Genomic DNA, 18,576 nt, shown 5'->3' with positions numbered 1-18,576 from the left:
GCTGAGCACGGGCTGGCCCTGAGCATTCTGGATATCGACTGTTATCGAGAAAAAACATCAGCTTGCGCGTCCTTCTTCAAGCAACTTCACGAACATGCTCAAACTGCGCGAGACCGTACCCCGTCGCCATACCAGCCAGGTTTTCAGGTAGCGGAAGTCCTCTGACATTGGCCAGGCGCTGACGGTGCTGCACCCGGGCATATTGTCGAGCATGCTGCGCGGCAGCATGGCCAGACCGGCGCCCGCACTGACGCAGGCCAACATGCCGTGATAGGACTCCATTTCGTGGATCTTGCCCGGTACCGCCTGGTCCTGTACGAACCAGTTTTCGAAGTGATGGCGGTACGAACAGTTGGCGCGGAAGGCATAGATGCTTTCACCGTTCACGTCCTGGGCGCGGGTCACCGGTGTATGGTTGAGTGGCGCAATGACCATCATCTCTTCCTCGAACACCGGTATGCCCTCCAGCGTCGGGTGCAGCACCGGGCCGTCGACGAACGCGGCCACCAGGCGGCCAGACAGCACGCCTTCGAGCATGGTCCCGGAGGGCCCGGTGGACAGGTCAAGGTCAACCTTGGGGTAGCGCTGGTTATAGGCCGCCAGCAACGCGGGGATGCGCACCGCCGCCGTGCTTTCCAGTGATCCTAGGGCAAAGGTGCCCTGCGGGTCTTCACCCGCCACGGTCAGCCGCGCCTCATGGACCAGGTCGAGGATGCGCCGGGTATATTCGAGGAAGTTCCAACCCGCAGGCGACAGGCGCAGGCGGCTCTTCTCACGAATGAACAGCTCTACCCCCAAGTCCTCCTCCAGTTGCTTGATGCGCGTGGTCAGGTTCGACGGCACCCGATGGATGTGCTGCGCGGCGGCGCTGATGCTGCCCTGCTCTGCCACGGCCTTGAAGATCTCCAGTTGCACCAGGTCCACAGCCATTCTCCAAACGTGAATGTTTCGCTCATTATTATTCAGTTTTCATTAAAGCCATAGCCCACTAGTCTGGCCTCACTGATTAACAACAACGAGAGTGTCCCGCCATGAGCGCGATCAGCAGCCTGACCCACGCCATCTCCCTCGACCCGTACAGCGGCGAGCAGATCGGCGCCTACCCGTTCGACAGCGACGCCGCACTGGAAGCGGCGCTGCAACGTGCCAAGGTTGGCTACCGCCAGTGGCGCCAGGTGTCGCTGGGTCAGCGCAGCGAGTACCTGCTGGCCCTGGCCGGCACCCTCGAAACCAAGGCCGAAGCCTTCGCGCACATGATCAGCCGCGAAATTGGCAAGCCGATCGCCCAGGCTCGCGGCGAAGTCAGCAAGTGCGTGGGCCTTTGCCGCTGGTACGCCGAGCACGGCCCGGCCATGCTCGCCGCCGAGCCGACCCAGGTCGAAAAAGCCCGTATCGAATACCGCCCGCTAGGCCCGATCCTGGCCGTGATGCCGTGGAACTTCCCGGTCTGGCAGGTGCTGCGCGGCGCCGTGCCGGCGATTCTGGCGGGTAACACCTACGTGCTCAAGCACGCACCGAACGTGATGGGCAGCGCCTACCTGATGGGTGAGCTGTTCAAGGATGCCGGCCTGCCGGAAGGCGTGTTCGAAGTACTGAACGTGACCCCGGATGGCGTTACCCGCGCCATCAACGATCCGCGCATCGCCGCCGTGACCCTGACCGGCAGCGTGCGTGCCGGCATGGCGATTGGTGCACAGGCCGGTGCCGCACTGAAGAAGTGCGTGTTGGAACTGGGTGGCTCCGACCCGTTCATCGTGCTGGCTGACGCCGACCTGGATGCCGCCGTTCAGGCTGCGGTGATAGGCCGCTACCAGAACACCGGCCAGGTGTGTGCCGCCGCCAAGCGCCTGATCGTGGAAGCCAGCATCGTCGACGCGTTCACCCACAAGTTCGTTGAAGCCACGCGCCAGCTGAAAATCGGCAGCCCGCTGGAGGACGACACCTATATCGGCCCGATGGCCCGCTACGACCTGCGCGACGAGTTGGACGGCCAGGTTCAGGCGACGTTGGCCGAAGGCGCCACGTTGCTGCTGGGCGGCAACAAGGTCGAAGGCGTGGCCAACTTCTACGCGCCGACCGTGTTCGCCAATGTCACCCCGGACATGACCGCGTTCAAGCAGGAGCTGTTCGGCCCGGTAGCGGCGATCATCACGGCACGCGATGCCGACCATGCCGTGGAACTGGCCAACGACAGCGAGTTCGGCCTGGCCTCGACCATCTACACAGCCGACTATGCGCTGGCCGAACGCATGACCGCCGCACTGGATACCGGTGGCGTGTTCATCAACGGCTACTGCGCTTCCGACCCCCGTGTTGCGTTTGGTGGCGTGAAGAAGAGCGGTTTCGGCCGTGAGCTGTCGCACTTTGGGGTGCGCGAGTTCACCAATGCCCAGACGGTGTGGCTGGACCGTAACTGATTCATGACCCTGGGGCTGCTTTGCAGCCCCATCTGTGTCAATCCCGAACCTGGTCCTTGACCCAGTCCAGCATCCCCCCCGGCACGATCAGTTCATGCCGCGCCCGCGAACAGGCGGTATACAACCCCGCCAGCATACGCGCCCGTTCATTGCGGTTACCCGCCACCTGTGGCGCCACCATCAGCTCCGGCGACACCATCACCCGGGCAAACTCCATGTTCTTCACATCCCGTACACGCCCCAGGAACAACTTCGGCGCCTTGTCCCAGCGGTAACGGCTCTTGGCCTTGGCAAAGTGCTCCGGCGTGTAGCCCTTGCGCAGCATGTTGGCCACGGCGACGAACGCTTTGTCATCGCCCTTGTCCTGCTCCAGCGCCTGCCAGCTGGCATAGCGGAACAGCATCGGGTGGCGCGGCCGCGTGCCGTAGCGGTACAGCTCGATGCAGTCCTCGACGAACAGTTCAAAGTCCTTGCGAGCGCTTTTCAGCAACAAGAACGGCACACCCTGATGCGTCAGGCGCTGGAACCAGCCAAACAGCCCCCATTCATCATCGACGATAAGCGCCGTGGGCTGTTCCGGCACCACCACCGTATCGAAGAAACTGACCCGGGTGTAGTGCTCGGCGTTGCCACTGAAGGCCGCCTGGATCGTGGCCGGGTGCGCCTGGATCAACGGGTTGAGCACATTGTCCATTGCCGGCCCGGCGCGAAGTGAATGGTCGATGCAGCGTTGCCGGATGAAGCTGCCATGGTGCGGGCTGAGGCCATTGAGGTTTTGCAGTTCGTCACCCAGGGTAATGATCGACTGTGGACTGCGATCGAGTACCGCCAGCATCGGTGCCGACAGTTCGTGGGCCTCGTCGACGATGACATGGGTGTAACGGCTGTCGATTACATGCTCGGTCAGCGACAGCAGCTTGACCCGGTGGTAGTCACGCACAGGCAGCTGAATGTCCCGCGCCGACGGACGAATCAGCTCTTGCCAGTACAGGCGTGCCTTCTCCAGCAGCACCTCCTGATCCAGCGGCGAAGTGCCCGGCCCGGCCCAGGGCAAGTGGTGCAGCTGAAGTTGGGTATCGGCACTGTGGCAGAACGTGCGCACGGCGCGGATGCACAAGGCAACCACGTCACGCGCTGCGAGCGGGCCGATATCAGGGATGGCCAACCAGCGCACCACTTGCGCTTCCTGGGGGCGCCAGGACAGCTTGGTGCGATACGGATCGCGCAGTCGCCAGCCGTTGCTGGTGAGGTCGCGGTTGAGCAGTTCGTCAGCCAGTTGGCCGAAGGTCAGCGCGGTATAGGCGGCAGCGTCCTTGACCCGCGCCTGCAGTGCGCGCAACTGCCCTTCGGTCAAGGCCAGCAGCAATGTGCGCTGTGGCTCCAGCAGCCGGGCGAACTGGTGAATCAGGAAGGTCTTGCCGGTGCCGGCGAAACCTTGCACAGCCACAGACTCGTCGACGCCACTGAGGAATTCACGCAGCAGGCGGTTTTGCTGGTCGCTGAGCATCAAGTCGCTGGCCAGCGATGGCAGGTACACAGGGTGCAGCGGCGTGGCCCGTTGGCGGTAGCGGTCGGCGAACTGGAAGTTCCACTGGCCTTCGTCATCCAGCAACTCGTCCGCCTGGTACTCCACTTCGGCCGACAGCAGTGCAATGCCATTTTCGCCCAGCATGCCCAGGCCCATGGCGAACGCTTCGCGATCGAAGTGCTGCGCTACCTGGCCCTGGAAACGCCCGGGGGCGACACCTTCGACTTGGTTGGCGATGCGCACGATTTCGGCGAAACGACGCTCCTGCGCGTCGGCCGAGGCGGTGGCAGGTTGGCGTGGCAGGTTTTGCACGAACAGCACGGCGGCGGCATCGAGCACACTGGCAGTGGTGAAGAATTCGGTTACAGCCGCGCTGGCGAGGCGGTCAGCCTGGTCGCTGGGCAAAGGCAGGTAGAACATCGGCACCTCGGGTGAAATCAGGGCGGCACGATAGCAACTTTCGGCACGGGATGCTGGGTTCAGTTTTGGCGTGCCCCCTTCAACCTCTGCCCCGCCGCAACGTCTCGCTCGGAAACTCCTTGAACAACTGCCGATAACTCTCTGAAAACCTTCCCAAATGCCAGAACGACCAACGCATCGCCACCTCGGCGACGGTCACCCCTCCTCCCCGCAAAAGATCGCGCCGCGCGCCGTTCAAACGGCGCAGCCGTAACCAGTGCGCAGGCGGCATGCCGGTGAACGCTTTGAACGCCTGTTGCAACTGACGCAATGAAACCCCGGCAACCTCCGCCAACTCCACCAGGTTCAGCGTTTCTTCCGGGCAGTCGGCCGCCCATTCGCTGACCCGGCGCATGATCGCCCGCTCCTCGTCACGTCGCCCCAGGGCCACACCCTGCAAGCGCTGGCAGGCGTTGTCGAGTATGAACAGGCAGTCCTCCAGCAGTTGCTCTGCCAGGGCCGGCCCCTGCAGCGGGCTACCGGCCTCGGCCAGGCGCGTCAGGGTGGCGCTCAGCCAACTGCCGAACAAGGCATTCTGGCCGCTGCCCAATGGCACCATGAACAACCCCTCCAGGCGCTGCGGGTCCAGCCCATGACGGGCCAGGAAGGCCTGGTCGAACACGACCGCCACCTCGTGGTAGTTCTCCGGCGTGATCCAGATATTGCGGCTTTGTTCGTTCAGCAGGTACAGGCTGTTCTCGCTGCGGTCGAAGCAAAACGCCAACGCGCCGCTTGGCGCGCGAAAAAACTGCTCCACACGGGTGTTCAGGCGCTCTTCGTACACCTCCACGCCATCCAGCCCCAGACAACGCAGCTCACCGCTGAAGTACCCGGGTGACATCTGCCGGTACTGCTGCTGCCAGCCAGGGGTGGCGCGCACTTGCTCGGTGACGTCAGTGGTATGGAAAGCCTGGACCTTCAACGCATTGGCGGTTGTCACACATCATCCTGTATGCACTCTTTTGGTGCATTCGATACTGAAGAAAGTGGATAGATCGCCCCGGGGGGCTGCGCCCAAGATAGTCTCCAGCGCGTCACCTGGGAAGCGTAACGCCTTCGCAACTGTTGAACGGTTTTCGCAGGCGTCCACGCTCCCACACCAAAACCCAACCAAGAGGTCTGTATGAACGCCCCCTTCGATCAGCTGTCCACCTGGCTGAAAGAACACCGGATCACCGAAGTCGAATGCGTGATCAGCGACTTGACCGGCATCGCCCGCGGCAAGATCGCGCCCACCGCCAAGTTCCTCCATGAGCGAGGCATGCGCCTGCCAGAAAGCGTGCTGCTGCAGACGGTCACCGGCGACTACGTCGATGATGACATCTATTACAACCTGCTCGACGCCGCCGACATCGACATGGTCTGCCGCCCTGACCCCACTGCCGTTTACCAGATCCCGTGGGCGATCGAGCCAACCGCGATCGTGATCCACGACACCTTCGACAAGCAAGGCAACCCCATCGAGCTTTCGCCACGCAACGTGCTGAAGAAGGTGCTCAAGCTGTACGCCGACAAGGGCTGGCAGCCAATCGTCGCACCCGAGATGGAGTTCTACCTGACCAAGCGCTGCGAAGACCCGGACTTGCCACTGCAGGTGCCACTGGGGCGTTCCGGCCGTGCTGAAAGTGGCCGTCAATCGTTCTCGATCGATGCCGCCAACGAATTCGACCCACTGTTCGAAGACGTCTACGACTGGTGCGAGATCCAGGGCCTGGACCTGGATACGCTGATCCACGAAGACGGCCCGGCGCAGATGGAAATCAACTTCCGCCACGGCGATGCGCTGGACCTGGCCGACCAGATCACCGTGTTCAAGCGCACCATGCGCGAGGCAGCGCTCAAGCACAACGTGGCCGCCACGTTCATGGCCAAGCCGATCACCGACGAACCCGGCAGTGCCATGCACCTGCACCAGAGCGTGGTCGACATCGCCACGGGCAAACCGATCTTCGCCAACGAAGACGGCAGCATGAGCCCGCTGTTCCTGCATCACATCGGCGGCTTGCAGAAGTACATCCCCAAGCTGCTGCCGATGTTCGCGCCCAACGTCAACTCGTTCCGCCGCTTCCTGCCGGATACTTCGGCACCGGTCAACGTCGAGTGGGGTGTAGAAAACCGCACCGCCGGCTTGCGCGTGCCTACGTCCAGCCCGGAGGCGATGCGGGTGGAAAACCGCCTGCCGGGCGCCGATGCCAACCCGTACCTGGCCATCGCTGCCAGCCTGCTGTGCGGCTACCTGGGCATGGTCGAGCAGATCGACCCTAGCGCAGCAGTGCAGGGCCGTGCCTATGAACGACGCAACCTGCGCCTGCCGATCACCATCGAAGATGCGCTGCAGCACATGGAAGACTGCGAAACCGTGCAGCAGTACCTGGGCAAGCAATTCGTCCAGGGCTACGTGGCGGTCAAGCGCGCCGAACACGAGAACTACAAGCGCGTCATCAGCTCGTGGGAGCGTGAATTCCTGATGCTGAGTGTCTGATCCACTGCGGGGGTGCTTTGCCCCCCATGCACAGGCAAGCCTGCTCCGAACTCGAAGAACAAGACCAACGAGGTGTTCCCATGCGTCATCTGCAAGCCCTGATCCCCGCTGCATTCACCCTGCTGTTCGCCACCACCACCCAGGCCACGCCCACGGTCAGTGTGTACAACTGGACCGACTACATCGGTGACACCACCTTGGCCGATTTCCAGGCCAGCAGCGGAATCAAGGTGGTCTATGACGTGTTCGACTCCAACGAAACCCTCGAAGGCAAGCTGTTGGCCGGGCGCACAGGTTATGACGTGGTGGTACCGTCCAACCACTTCCTCGCCCGCCAGGCCCAGGCCGGGGCCTTCCTGCCGTTGGACCGCAGCAAGTTGCCGAACTGGCAGCACCTGGACCCCAAACTGCTCAAGCAACTTGAACAGAACGACCCCGGCAACCAGTACGCCGTGCCTTACCTGTGGGGCACCAATGGCATCGGCTACAACGTCGACAAGGTCAAGGCGGCACTGGGTGTGGACCATATCGACTCGTGGGCGGTGCTGTTCGAGCCCGAGAACCTGAAAAAGCTCAAGCAGTGCGGCGTGGCATTCATGGACTCGCCCGACGAACTGTTCCCGGCCGTGCTCAACTACCTGGGCCTGGACCCGCGCAGCGAAAAACCGGGCGATTACGCCAAGGCCGAGGCCCGGCTACTCGAACTGCGCCCCTACATCACCTACTTCCACTCCTCCAAGTACGTCTCGGACCTGGCGAACGGTAATGTCTGCGTAGCGTTCGGCTACTCCGGCGACGTGTTCCAGGCTGCCAACCGCGCCGTAGAAGCGAAGAACGGCGTGAAGGTCGCCTACAGCATTCCCAAGGAAGGCAGCAACCTGTGGTTCGACCTGCTGGCCATCCCCAAGGACGCCAACAACCCCGAGCAGGCCCTGGCGTTCATCAACTACCTGCTCGACCCCAAAGTGATCGCCAAGGTCAGCGCCACGGTCGGCTATGCCAATGCCAACCCGGACGCCAAGGCCTACATGGATGCATCGCTGGTGAACAATCCCGAGATCTACCCACCCCAGGAGGTGCTGGACAAGCTGTACATCTCCAGCACCCCGAGCCCAAAAATCATGCGCGTCATGACCCGCTCCTGGAGCAAGATCAAGTCCAACCGCTGAGTCGAGAACGCTCATGTCTTTCAATACCCAACACACCGCCTCGTACTACGCCGCCACAGCGCGCGACGCGGCACCCTACCCCAGCCTGGACAGTGAACTGACGGCCGACGTATGCGTGATCGGCGGCGGGCTGACCGGGGTCAATACCGCCCTGGAGCTGGCCGAGCGCGGCCTCTCGGTGGTGCTGCTGGAGGCCCGGCGCATCGGCTGGGGCGCCAGTGGGCGCAATGGCGGCCAACTGATTCGCGGTATCGGCCATGATGTCAGCGGCTTTGCCCGGCATGTCGGGCAGGACGGTGTGCGCTACCTGAAACAGGCCGGCATCGATTCAGTGGAACTGGTGGCCGACCGTATCGCCCGCTACGGCATTGACTGCGATCTGCGCTGGGGCTTCTGCGAACTGGCCAACACCGATGCGCAGTTCGCCGCTTTCAAGGATGAACAGGACGACCTGGCCGCCCTGGGCTATCGCCATGAAACACGCCTGGTCGGCGCCGGGCAGTTGAACGAGATCGTCGCCAGCGACCAGTACGCTGGCGGCCTGGTAGACATGGGCTCGGGCCACCTGCACCCGCTGGATCTGGTACAGGGCGAAGCCCGCGCGGCTCACAGCCTGGGCGTGCGCATTTTCGAGCAAAGCCCGGTCCTGCGCATTGAGCACGGGCCCAGGTTGACGCTGCACACGGCGCGCGGCAAGGTGCGCGCAAACAGCCTGGTGCTGGGCTGCAACGCTCACCTCGATGAACTGGAACCGCGCCTGAGTGGCAAGGTGCTCCCGGCCGGCAGCTATGTGGTGGCCACCGAACCCTTGCCCGAAGCGCTGGCCAGCAGCCTGATCCCGCAGAACATGGCGCTGTGCGACCAGAAGGTCGGCCTGGACTACTACCGTCTCACTGCAGACCGCCGCCTGCTGTTCGGTGGCGCCTGCCACTATTCCGGGCGCGACCCTAAAGACATCGGCGCGTACATGCGGCCGAAGGTATTGAAGGTGTTCCCGCAACTGGCCAACGTGCGCATCGACTACCAGTGGGGTGGCATGATCGGCATCACCGCCAACCGGTTCCCCCAGGTCGGGCGCCTTGGCCAGCACCCCAACGTGTATTACGCCCAAGGCTATTCCGGGCACGGGCTGAACGTGACGCACTGGACGGCGAAACTGCTGGCCGAAAGCATCGCCCTCGGCCATAGCCAGGGCCTGGATGTGTTCAGTGCCGTGCCGCACCTGACCTTCCCCGGCGGCAAGGCCCTGCGCTCCCCCCTGCTGGCGCTGGGCATGTTGTGGTACCGCTTGCGTGAGGCCCTGGGTTGAGTGGGCAACAACGTTTGCAGCGCCACTCAGGGCGAGCGCGTCCCGGTCACGCATTCTGTACTTTTCAAAGAGGATTGCCCCGTCCACTGGCCAACTGCCTCGCACCTGCTAGCGTTGTTGAGGCCGACCTCTCATGGATGCCTTTTCATCATGAAATCATTGACTCGCATTACCCTGTTGTGCGCCGCGCTGCTTGCCGTGGCCGCCTGCTCCAGCAACCGCGTGGACCCCAAGGATTACTCCGGCTTCCTCAAGGATTACAGCCGGCTGCAAGAGGCCAAGAGCCCGTCGGGTGACCCGGTGATGCGCTGGATCGACCCCAAGGTCAATATCAACCAGTACAGCCAGGTGTTCGTCGAGCCAAGCCAGTTCTACCCCAAACCGCAGCCAACAGCGGTTATCTCGCAGCAGACGCTGCAGGAAATCACCCGCTACTTCAACGAGGCCCTGCGCAGGGAAATGAGCAGCGTGATGCCTCTGGCCAAGGGGCCTGGCCCGGGCGTGATCGTGATACGCCCGGCGATCACGGCAGTGTCCACCAGTAACGAGGGCCTCAGGCCTTACGAGGTGATCCCTATCGCGCTTATCGCGGCGGGAGTGAATACCGCCATGGGTGGCCGCGACCAGGACGTGGATGTCGGTGTGGAGGCAGCGTTCCTGGACGGCGCCAGCCAGAAGGTGCTGGCCCAGGTGGTACGCAAGGGCGCGGGCCAGGAGCTGGAAAACGATACCCAGAAGCTGACCTTGAACGACGTCAAGCCGGTGCTGGATGGCTGGGCCAAGGACATGCGTGCGAGCTTCCTGGCAGCGAAGCAGAAAGGCCGCTGATTCAGTTCTGACCCAACCGGTCAACGCAATCTGGTTCAGGAGCGGCCCATCGAGACACAAGGCCGCTCCAGTTGACCGCGTTGAAACTCAGCACTCGACAAAAGCGACCGCCAAACCGCCGCGCGAGGTTTCCTTGTAGTTGGCATGCATGTCCGCCCCGGTATCACGCATGGTGCGGATCACCCGATCGAGCGAGATGAAGTGCTCGCCATCCCCCCGCAGCGCCATCTGCACGGCATTGATCGCTTTTACTGCAGCAATTGCATTGCGCTCGATACAGGGCACCTGCACCAGGCCACCCACGGGGTCGCAAGTGAGCCCGAGGTTGTGCTCCAGGGCAATCTCGGCCGCGTTTTCCAGCTGCGGCGGCGTCGCCCCCAGCACCTGGGCCAAGCCGGCGGCAGCCATCGAACAGGCCGAACCCACCTCGCCCTGGCAGCCTACCTCTGCCCCCGAGATCGACGCATTTTTCTTGCACAAAATACCGACCGCCGCAGCCGCCAGCAGGAAATCGACGACATCGGCATCGCAAACGGTCGGGTTGAACTTCATGTAGTAATGCAGCACAGCCGGGATAATGCCAGCGGCACCGTTGGTGGGCGCGGTAACCATGCGCCCGCCCGCGGCGTTCTCCTCATTGACCGCCAAGGCGAACAGGTTCACCCACTCCATGGCGCTGAGGGTTGAGCCGATCACGTTGGGCTTGCCCAACTCCTGCAGGCTGCGGTGCAACCGCGCAGCGCGGCGCTTGACGTGCAAGCCGCCTGGCAGGACGCCCTCGTTGCGCAGGCCGTTCGCCACGCACTCACGCATGGCCGCCCAGATGCGCAACAAGCCTTCGCGCACCTCGGCCTCCGGGCGCCAGGCGCATTCGTTGGCCATCATCAGTTGCGCCACGCTCAGGTTGTGGGCCTTGCACAACGCCAGCAGTTGGGCACCACTGTCAAACTCATAAGGCAGCATCACGGCATTCGCTTCGCTTGCCGGCGCATCGATCTCGGCTTGCTCGACGATGAAGCCGCCGCCTACCGAAAAATAGGTCTGGCTCAACAGGCTGTGCTGCCCGTCCATGGCTTCCAGGCTCATGGCATTGGGGTGATAAGGCAGGCTCTCGTCGAGCAGCAGCATGTCACGGCCATAGTCGAAGGCCAGCGGATGGCTACCGTCGAGCATCAGGCAGTCTTCCTGCAGCACCTGGCCAATGCGCGACTCGATGGTGGCCGGGTCGATACGGTCCGGCCACTGGCCCATCAAGCCTAGCAGGCACGCGCGGTCGGTGGCATGGCCAACCCCGGTCGCCGACAGCGAGCCATACAGCCGCACTTCCACGCGCGTTACCCGGGCCAGCAGCCCCTGCTCACGCAGGGCCTGGGCAAAGGTAGCCGCCGCCCGCATCGGGCCGACGGTGTGGGAGCTGGAAGGCCCGATGCCAATTTTGAAAAGGTCGAAAACACTGATAGCCATGCTAATGCCTGACCCTACCCTGATATGCATCCAAGATAGAGTTGTCTGGAGAAATTGAGCGTTGTTGCGATTTTGCGCGATACTGACGCGATGGCTCACGGATGACCAACGAAACTTCCTAAGCAAGCCTTTAGTGGTACTAAACGATGCGACGACAACTCAATGGTCAGATGTTCGTCTGGCTGCATGTATTTGCCTGCGCAGCCCGGCACTTGTCCTTCACCCGCTGTGCCGAAGAGCTGCATATCACCCCGGGCGCGGTCAGCCAGCAGATGCGCCAACTGGAAGAGCGCCTGGGCTACCGGCTGTTCCTGCGCCGGGCGCGCGGCGTGGAGCTGAGCGCCGAGGGGCAACGCCTGGCCCAGACGGTGGCCGAGGCCTACGGCAATATCGAGGCCGAACTGCTGCGGCTGGACGCGGGAGAAATCCGCGGCACGTTGCGTGTGCGTTCGATCCCGTCGTTCCTGGCCAAATGGCTCACGCCGCGCTTGCCGCGTTTTCAACAACGTTACCCGGACATCGAGTTGCGCCTGGTGGCTGAGGACAGTGCTCAGGCGCTGACGCCGGGCGACTTCGACCTGGCCATCGACCTGAACGATGGCAGTTACCCAGGCATGCTCTCGACGCCGCTGCTGGACGAGCAGATCTTCCCGGTGTGCTCACCTGCCCTGCTGCGCGGGCGCCCGCCGCTGCACGGCCCGGCTGACCTGGCGCACTACCCGCTGCTGCATGACATCACCGCCTGGCGTGGCAGTTCGGAATATGCCGAGTGGGAGTTCTACCTGGAAGGCATCGGCGCCGCCGGCCTGGATGTACGGCGCGGGCACACCTTCAACCGCAACCACCTGACCATCGAGGCGGCGATTGCCGGGATCGGCGTGGCGATTGCCCGGCGCACGCTGCTCAATGATGAACTGGAACGCGGGGCACTGATCGTGCCGTTTGGTGTACCGATCGCCAACCACAAGCGTTATGTGGTGCATTACCCGCCAGGCGGCTTGAACCAGCCGGGTGCGCGGGCAGTGCATGACTGGCTGGTGGAAGAAGCGCGGGGGTTCAGGGAGTTGCATCCGTTGAACAAGGACTAACTGGCGGTACACGGTCGATGCGGGCGGGCGTTGCTCAATAAGCCTGCTTACCCGTAAAGGCATTAAGCGTGCGCACCAGAATCACAAAGTCCAGCCACAACGACCAGTTGTTGATGTACTCGATGTCCGAGTCGACCCGCTGGATCATTTGCTCGATATCCTTGGTCTCCCCCCTGAACCCGCGCACCTGCGCCAAACCCGTCATGCCTGGCTTGATATTGTGGCGGGCAAAGTAGTCGACGATATCCTGCGAATACAGGGTGTCATGTTGCAAGGCGTGTGGCCGCGGCCCTACCAGGGACATTTCCCCGGTCAGTACATTGAACAATTGTGGCAGTTCATCAAGGCTTGTACGCCGGATGAAGGCACCGACCCGGGTCAACCGTGGGTCATTCTTCTGCGCCTGCTTGACCACCCCTTCTTCCGGTTGGTGAACATGCATGCTGCGAAACTTCCAGATACGGAACGATTCGCCTGTCCAGCCGGTACGTTCCTGGCGGAAGAACACCGGCCCGCGGCTATCGATCTTGATGGCCAGCGCAACAGCCAGCAGCACGGGTGATGCAAACAGCAAAATCAACGCGGCCAGCACCCGGTCCTCAAGGTTTTTCAAGAACAGGCTCATGCCCGTCAAGGGTGTCTCCGACAAGGTCAGCACCGGAATGCCGGCAATTTCCCGCACGCTGTGGTTGATCAGGCGCAACGAGAAGATATCCGGCACCCAGTTCACCGCAATGCACTTGTCGAGCAACTTGAAATACACGTCGTTGATGACCTCGGAGCCACCCAGTGGCGTCACCAGATACACCGTACGAATGCCGTGCTGGGCCACCAGTTCGTCGAGGTCGCCAATATGCCCCAGCACCGGCAGGCGCTGCTTGCCCTCGGCACTCTCCAGCCCCTGCCCGTCGCCTTTGTCGAGTAGCACGCACCCCAGCACCCGCTCGCCGAACCACGGGTTGTTGCTGATTTTCTGATACAGGAAGTTGGCCAGGTCACCGTTGCCGATGATGAGGGCATTGTCCAGGCGCGCATGCGCGCTAAAGCGCTTTTGCAGTTCGCGCACGGCAAAATGCAAGAATAACTGGGCAAAATAACCAATGACGAACAGTTGCACCACCAATAGCCGTGAATAGGTTTCGCTCTGTTTGGTCAGGAACGCCATGACGACCAGGAAGCAAAACGTTGCCGACCAGGCCTTGAACAGGCGGAACGCCTTGATCGAAAGCCCGACATTGGTGCGGTAGATCGCGTAATGATCATAAATGACTGCCAGTGCGCCAATCAGCAACAGCAGCATGATCACGTAATCGGATGTGATATAGCCGAACTGGTCGTAGATCAGGTACCAGGCAATACCGGTGACGGCAATACCATCGAGGCCGGCCTGGATGGCGTTACTGACACTGCTTCTTCTCTGGAGTAAGGAACGACTGCTTCTGGGTTCGAAAACCATTTCAGACCTCATCAAAATGAGCGTAGCAAGTGCCTTCCATCAAACAGCAAGTCTTGAAAACAGACTTATGCAAAGCCAGTGCAGCAGGTTCGTGGAGCCTTCAAGCCATTGATATCACTGTAGCAGCCACCCGCTAGTGGCGTATCCGGAATCATGGCTTGTGCGAATTTTGACCGATTCACAGGGCCCGTCTGGCCGAAACCGCCGCCCTCCGGTACAACAGGGTGCGCAACAGGAATAGCGGATTGCCCACCACATAACGCATGAACAGGCGCTTGGGCTCGCGCAGCAGGCGGTACAGCCACTCGCCCCCCAAACGCCGCAGCCATTCGGGGGCACGGCTGACCTTGCCGCCGAGAAAATCCAGGATCGCCCCACCGCACACGATCAGGCATGCCCCACCAGTGGCTGCCAACTCCGCTGCCACCGCCTCCTGCTTGGGCATGCCCATGCCCAGCACGATCAGCTCGGGCTGCTGCTTGCGGGCCAACTGCAGATAGGTTTCAACGCTGGCAAAGCCATCGTGAACCGACACTGGCACGATGCCAAACTCGGCTTTACAGCGCTGCGCAGCCTGGTCCAGGTAGGGTTGCCGGGTGCCCCAGAAGGCGACCTTGCGCCCTCGGTAAGCAGCCATGAGCCTGGGAATGAAGTCAGTGCCATTCATGTTGAGCCCGGGCTCCAGGCCCAGGCCGCGATACAGGATCGCCATGCCGGCGCCATCGCGCAGCAGCACATCTGCGGCCGACAGTGCCTGGCTGTAGCCACCATCGCGCACCACCAGGTTCATCGCATGGGCGTTGACGAAACCCAGCACGGTGCCCGTGTCCGGCGTGGCCAGGCGGTCGAGCAGATGCTGCACGGCGGCGTCATCAGCGATCACGTCCAGTTGGTCGATCACTCGCTTCCAGCGATTCTGCCACTGAGCCATCAGTCGTCATCCCGTTTTGAACGCACCCATTCAACCTGGCGCTTGATCAGGAAGCTCAGGTACAAGGGAATTTTCCTGGCCGCGTAGAACGGCGCGTACAACAACACCGAAAACGGTATCACTTCACGACAGAAGCGCGCCCAGGCCAACACCACGGCAAAGGCCAGCAAGGCCAAACCGGCCAAGGCGAGCCACGCGGGCAGCGCCAGGCCGAACAGCAGGTACGCCAGCCAGGTCACCAGGTTAAGCCCGAGCAAGGCCAGCACCAGCAACGCCAGGGGCGGTACCAGCAGGTCCAGGGTCAAGGCCGCCAGGCTAGCGTTACGCTGGGTGATTGCAGCCTTCGCCCGTTTGGGTGCGTCGGCGAGCATCAAGCCCAGATGGCCATGTTCCCAGCGGGTGCGTTGGCTGTTGAGGCCTTGCTGACTGAGCGGGAACTGGCTCGTGACCAGTGCCTCGGGGCAGAAAGCCGGGGGCTTACCCTGCTGGCAAAGGTCCAGGCCCAGCTTCACATCCTCGACCAGATGACCATTGGCCAGGTTGATCAGGCTCAGATCGTGCCAGCCGAACGCCATGCCCGCGCCCATCAACTGGCATGGCAGGCCCAGGCGCGCCCAGCCGCGTGGCCGCACCAGGTTCTTGACCCGCCAGGCAAACTCGGCAACCTGCACTCTCAACCCGGCACCTGCCGGTGCACGCATCAGGTACAGCGACTGTACCGGGCGCCCAAGTTCGAGGCAGCGGCGCGCCAGGCAGTCGATCGCCCCCTCGCCCACCTGACAGTCGGCATCCACCACGATGACCACCTCGGGCGGCCGCTGAGCCAGGTGGCGCACGCCGAAATCCAATGCGTAACCTTTGCCGCGCAAGCGCGTATCGCGGCGCTCTACCACTTCGGCGCCGGACGCGCGTGCCAACCGGGCCGTGTCATCCGAACAGTTGTCTGCCACGACCAGCAAGCGGTCGCCGTCCAGCAGCTGCGGCGTAACGCTGGCCAGCATCGCACGAATGACCAACGCCTCATCGTGGGCGGGCACCAACACCGCCACTCGCGGGCGCTCGCCAATGCCCTCGGGCCTTGACCGCGCCGGCAGGCAAGCCAGCAACACTTGCAACACCAGGACCAACACCGGCACCAGGACGATGATCGCCAACAGGCCCAGTAACCAACCCAATACACTTATCATGCGTATGCCTTGAAATAGCCGGCCAGCCTGGCCGCCTCGGTGTCGATGTCATGCCGTTGCACTACACGCTGGTAGGCCACCTCGCCCATGCGCTGCAGTACCTCGGCCGGTTGCGCCAGGCAGTCGGCCATGGCTGTTGCCAGCTCGTCCACGGCACCGGCAGGGAACAACCAGCCGTTTTCGCCAGGCCGCACCAGCTCGGGGATACCCGCTACGTAGGTGGTCAGCACGGGCCGGCGCAAGGCCATGGCCTCCATGATGACCACGGGCAAGCCCTCGGCGAAGCTGGGTAGCACCAGCGCACGGGCGGCCAGGATTTCCTCGCGTACCTGCGCACTGCTGATCCAACCGGTGATACGCACTTGCTGCTGCAAGCCGTGCCGGGCAATCAAGGCCTCGATCTGCTCGCGCATTTCACCGTCACCCGCCAGCACCAGCTCGAAGGCGATCGACTGGGCAGCGAGACAGCGCGCCGCTTCCAGCAACAGCAGCTGGCCCTTCTGTTCGCACAGGCGCCCGACACACACCAGCCTTGGTGCCGGCGGCACATTGACCGGCGCCACCTCATGAAACCCACGCTCCAGGCCGCAATGCACCACCTTCACCTTGCCCCACTGCTCGTGCGCCACCCAACGGTACAGCTGGCTGCGCCCGTACGAGCTCACCGCCGCGACAAAGGCGGCGCGCCGTACTTTCTCACCCAAGTGCAGGAACTGTGGTTTGTCGAATTCTTCAGGGCCGTGCACGGTAAAGCTGTATGCCGGCCCGCCCAGGGCGTTGGCCAGCATGACCACTTCAGTAGAGTTGGTGCCGAAATGCGCGTGCACATGTGTCGCCTCCCCTGCCTGCAACCACTGCAGCACCTGGCAGGCCTCGGCCAGGTAGACCAGGTGGTAGGGCCAGGCACGGTCGGCCCGCAAGCCGAGGCGCATGGCCAGCCACAGCGCCTGGAAAAACCGCCGCGGCTGCGTACGCAGTACCTGCCAAGTCGGTGCCAACAACCCCTTGAGCCCACCTTGCAATACGTAGCGGGTCTTGCCCCGTTCGGTTGTGTCCTCGGCATCCTGCACTTCGGCGTCCCACCCACGCAGGGCTATACGTTGCACCTCGACCCCTTGGCGCTCCAGCGCCAGAATTTCGCGACGGATGAAACTGTGGCTGACTTTCGGGTACTGATTGATGAAGTAAGCAATGCGCATACGAATCCAGATCCAAACCCGCTTGATGACCAACCTTCCCTGGCAACCTTTACTTCAGGCTGTCGACTACGGGCGGTCCGTCTACTGCCGATGCACTCACAGCAAATGCATCCCCCTGTTTTCCTTGTAGTCCAAGGTTGTGATTGCTGCTTGGCAATGCTGCCTGCAAACGGGTGAAAACATCGTCGAGCAATGCCTGGCGGCGGCGGTACATCGCCCGTTTCTTGGCCGGGATGTCAGTTTCCGCCCGTTGCGCCGGCGCTAATGGCAGGCTGAAAAAATCCTCACGGTCAGACGCTGTGGCACCGTGTTCTTGCCAGATCACGTCGTAGTTGGCCGCCAGGTCCTGGCCCTTGTCGCTGCCAAAATAGGGATGGCGATGGTGCCGGCAGGCGTCGCTGACGGCATACAGCTGCGTCACACCCAGGGTCCTGCCCAGGCATTTCAACGCTTCGAGCAACAGGCTGCGTGGCCGCAGCCCTTCGAAGTCCTTGGTCAGGTCACGGTAGATGGCCAGCGAGGTTTCGCTGTCGACGCCTTTGTGGATGCCCTGCACCGCACCGATGAACAGACTTGTCTCACCCTGGCTGCGGCCTAGGGTGAAGGCCAGGGATGCCACACGCAGGTCGGCCTGGAACAAGTTAAGCACCAGTTCGCCTTCGCGCTTGAACCAGATTGGCCGGTCCAGTACCAGGCAGCAGCCCGGCGAATGGCTGGACAGGTCACACAGCCTCAGGTTTTCGTCGCGGCCCAGCAATAGCAACGCCGGGAATTGCCCCGCCACCCGTTCAAAGTGTGAAGCCACCACATCCAGACGCTGTGGCGCCTCCCAGCATCGGCTGATGTAAGGCCATTGCACGACACCGATACAATCCACACCCAGACGCTGCAGACCATGCGGGCCCAGCGCCGCCGTCATGCGCTGCATGAACCCGTTCAGCTCAGGCCACTGCCTGGCGATCTGCCGCGCCAACTTGTACTTGTTGTGCAACGCCCGCAACGAGTATCCCGGTTGCAAGATAAACACGCTTTTCACGAGGGTGCCGAGCTTCATGGGTT

At 62.6% G+C, this 18,576-nt stretch carries 15 protein-coding genes; 6 read left to right on the top strand and 9 right to left on the bottom strand.

The features are described from left to right. Positions 1 to 57: 57 nt before the first annotated feature. Positions 58 to 924 (bottom strand): LysR family transcriptional regulator, encoded by an 867-nt coding sequence (locus ACF8RA_RS06205; RefSeq protein ID WP_004374302.1) that lies wholly within the window; start codon positions 922 to 924, stop codon positions 58 to 60. 107 nt (positions 925 to 1,031) lie between these two features. On the opposite strand from ACF8RA_RS06205, the gene ACF8RA_RS06200 reads away from it, so the two are divergent. Next, a complete protein-coding gene (locus ACF8RA_RS06200; protein ID WP_392461273.1) occupies positions 1,032 to 2,417 on the top strand; it encodes an aldehyde dehydrogenase family protein in 1,386 nt (461 codons plus the stop codon). Between the two features lie 37 nt (positions 2,418 to 2,454). Here ACF8RA_RS06200 and ACF8RA_RS06195 read toward each other — a convergent pair whose 3' ends face one another. Together ACF8RA_RS06195 and ACF8RA_RS06190 are read right to left on the bottom strand one after the other, a co-directional pair. Then, positions 2,455 to 4,365 (bottom strand): AAA family ATPase, encoded by a 1,911-nt coding sequence (locus tag ACF8RA_RS06195; protein WP_392518928.1) that lies wholly within the window; start codon positions 4,363 to 4,365, stop codon positions 2,455 to 2,457. Positions 4,366 to 4,444: 79 nt separating this feature from the next. After that, positions 4,445 to 5,344, bottom strand: a complete 900-nt coding sequence (locus ACF8RA_RS06190) for a helix-turn-helix domain-containing protein (protein WP_392515116.1) — start codon at positions 5,342 to 5,344, stop codon at positions 4,445 to 4,447. 183 nt (positions 5,345 to 5,527) lie between these two features. Between ACF8RA_RS06190 and ACF8RA_RS06185 the strand changes: the two genes are divergently transcribed. From ACF8RA_RS06185 to ACF8RA_RS06170, 4 genes are all read left to right on the top strand, one after another. Further along, positions 5,528 to 6,886: a glutamine synthetase family protein gene (locus ACF8RA_RS06185; RefSeq protein WP_021785086.1), complete on the top strand. Its 1,359-nt coding sequence runs from the start codon at positions 5,528 to 5,530 to the stop codon at positions 6,884 to 6,886. 80 nt (positions 6,887 to 6,966) lie between these two features. Continuing rightward, positions 6,967 to 8,055 (top strand): polyamine ABC transporter substrate-binding protein, encoded by a 1,089-nt coding sequence (locus tag ACF8RA_RS06180; RefSeq protein WP_209966209.1) that lies wholly within the window; start codon positions 6,967 to 6,969, stop codon positions 8,053 to 8,055. Positions 8,056 to 8,068: 13 nt separating this feature from the next. Then, positions 8,069 to 9,364, top strand: a complete 1,296-nt coding sequence (locus ACF8RA_RS06175) for an NAD(P)/FAD-dependent oxidoreductase (RefSeq protein WP_392518927.1) — start codon at positions 8,069 to 8,071, stop codon at positions 9,362 to 9,364. Positions 9,365 to 9,514: 150 nt separating this feature from the next. After that, positions 9,515 to 10,192 carry a DUF3313 domain-containing protein gene (locus ACF8RA_RS06170; RefSeq protein WP_392518926.1) on the top strand — a complete coding sequence of 226 codons (678 nt, stop codon included), beginning with the start codon at positions 9,515 to 9,517 and terminating at the stop codon, positions 10,190 to 10,192. 87 nt (positions 10,193 to 10,279) lie between these two features. Here ACF8RA_RS06170 and ACF8RA_RS06165 read toward each other — a convergent pair whose 3' ends face one another. Beyond that, complete coding sequence (locus ACF8RA_RS06165; protein ID WP_339443222.1) at positions 10,280 to 11,656, bottom strand: L-serine ammonia-lyase; 1,377 nt, start codon at positions 11,654 to 11,656, stop codon at positions 10,280 to 10,282. 146 nt (positions 11,657 to 11,802) lie between these two features. On the opposite strand from ACF8RA_RS06165, the gene ACF8RA_RS06160 reads away from it, so the two are divergent. After that, positions 11,803 to 12,744: a LysR substrate-binding domain-containing protein gene (locus ACF8RA_RS06160; protein WP_176684285.1), complete on the top strand. Its 942-nt coding sequence runs from the start codon at positions 11,803 to 11,805 to the stop codon at positions 12,742 to 12,744. Between the two features lie 34 nt (positions 12,745 to 12,778). On the opposite strand, the gene ACF8RA_RS06155 is transcribed toward ACF8RA_RS06160, so the two are convergent. The 5 genes from ACF8RA_RS06155 to ACF8RA_RS06135 all read right to left on the bottom strand — a co-directional run bounded on the left by ACF8RA_RS06155 (position 12,779) and on the right by ACF8RA_RS06135 (position 18,571). Then, positions 12,779 to 14,200 carry an undecaprenyl-phosphate glucose phosphotransferase gene (locus tag ACF8RA_RS06155; protein WP_339443221.1) on the bottom strand — a complete coding sequence of 474 codons (1,422 nt, stop codon included), beginning with the start codon at positions 14,198 to 14,200 and terminating at the stop codon, positions 12,779 to 12,781. A 178-nt stretch (positions 14,201 to 14,378) separates the two neighbouring features. Beyond that, positions 14,379 to 15,131: a WecB/TagA/CpsF family glycosyltransferase gene (locus tag ACF8RA_RS06150; protein ID WP_392461272.1), complete on the bottom strand. Its 753-nt coding sequence runs from the start codon at positions 15,129 to 15,131 to the stop codon at positions 14,379 to 14,381. Beyond that, positions 15,131 to 16,318, bottom strand: a complete 1,188-nt coding sequence (locus tag ACF8RA_RS06145; protein WP_176684288.1) for a glycosyltransferase family 2 protein — start codon at positions 16,316 to 16,318, stop codon at positions 15,131 to 15,133. The genes ACF8RA_RS06150 and ACF8RA_RS06145 overlap by 1 nt, the downstream gene beginning before the upstream one ends. After that, positions 16,315 to 17,517, bottom strand: a complete 1,203-nt coding sequence (locus ACF8RA_RS06140; protein ID WP_176684289.1) for a glycosyltransferase — start codon at positions 17,515 to 17,517, stop codon at positions 16,315 to 16,317. Before ACF8RA_RS06140 ends, ACF8RA_RS06145 begins: the two co-directional genes overlap by 4 nt. A gap of 49 nt (positions 17,518 to 17,566) precedes the next feature. Next, positions 17,567 to 18,571: a VirK/YbjX family protein gene (locus ACF8RA_RS06135; protein ID WP_176684290.1), complete on the bottom strand. Its 1,005-nt coding sequence runs from the start codon at positions 18,569 to 18,571 to the stop codon at positions 17,567 to 17,569. Positions 18,572 to 18,576: the final 5 nt, after the last annotated feature.

Origin of the sequence: Pseudomonas sp. FYR_5, from assembly GCF_043106315.1 — a bacterium.
Classification (GTDB): domain Bacteria; phylum Pseudomonadota; class Gammaproteobacteria; order Pseudomonadales; family Pseudomonadaceae; genus Aquipseudomonas; species Aquipseudomonas putida_Y.
Note: the sequence above shows the minus strand (reverse complement) of the source record. Positions and strands in the feature narration are given on the sequence as shown.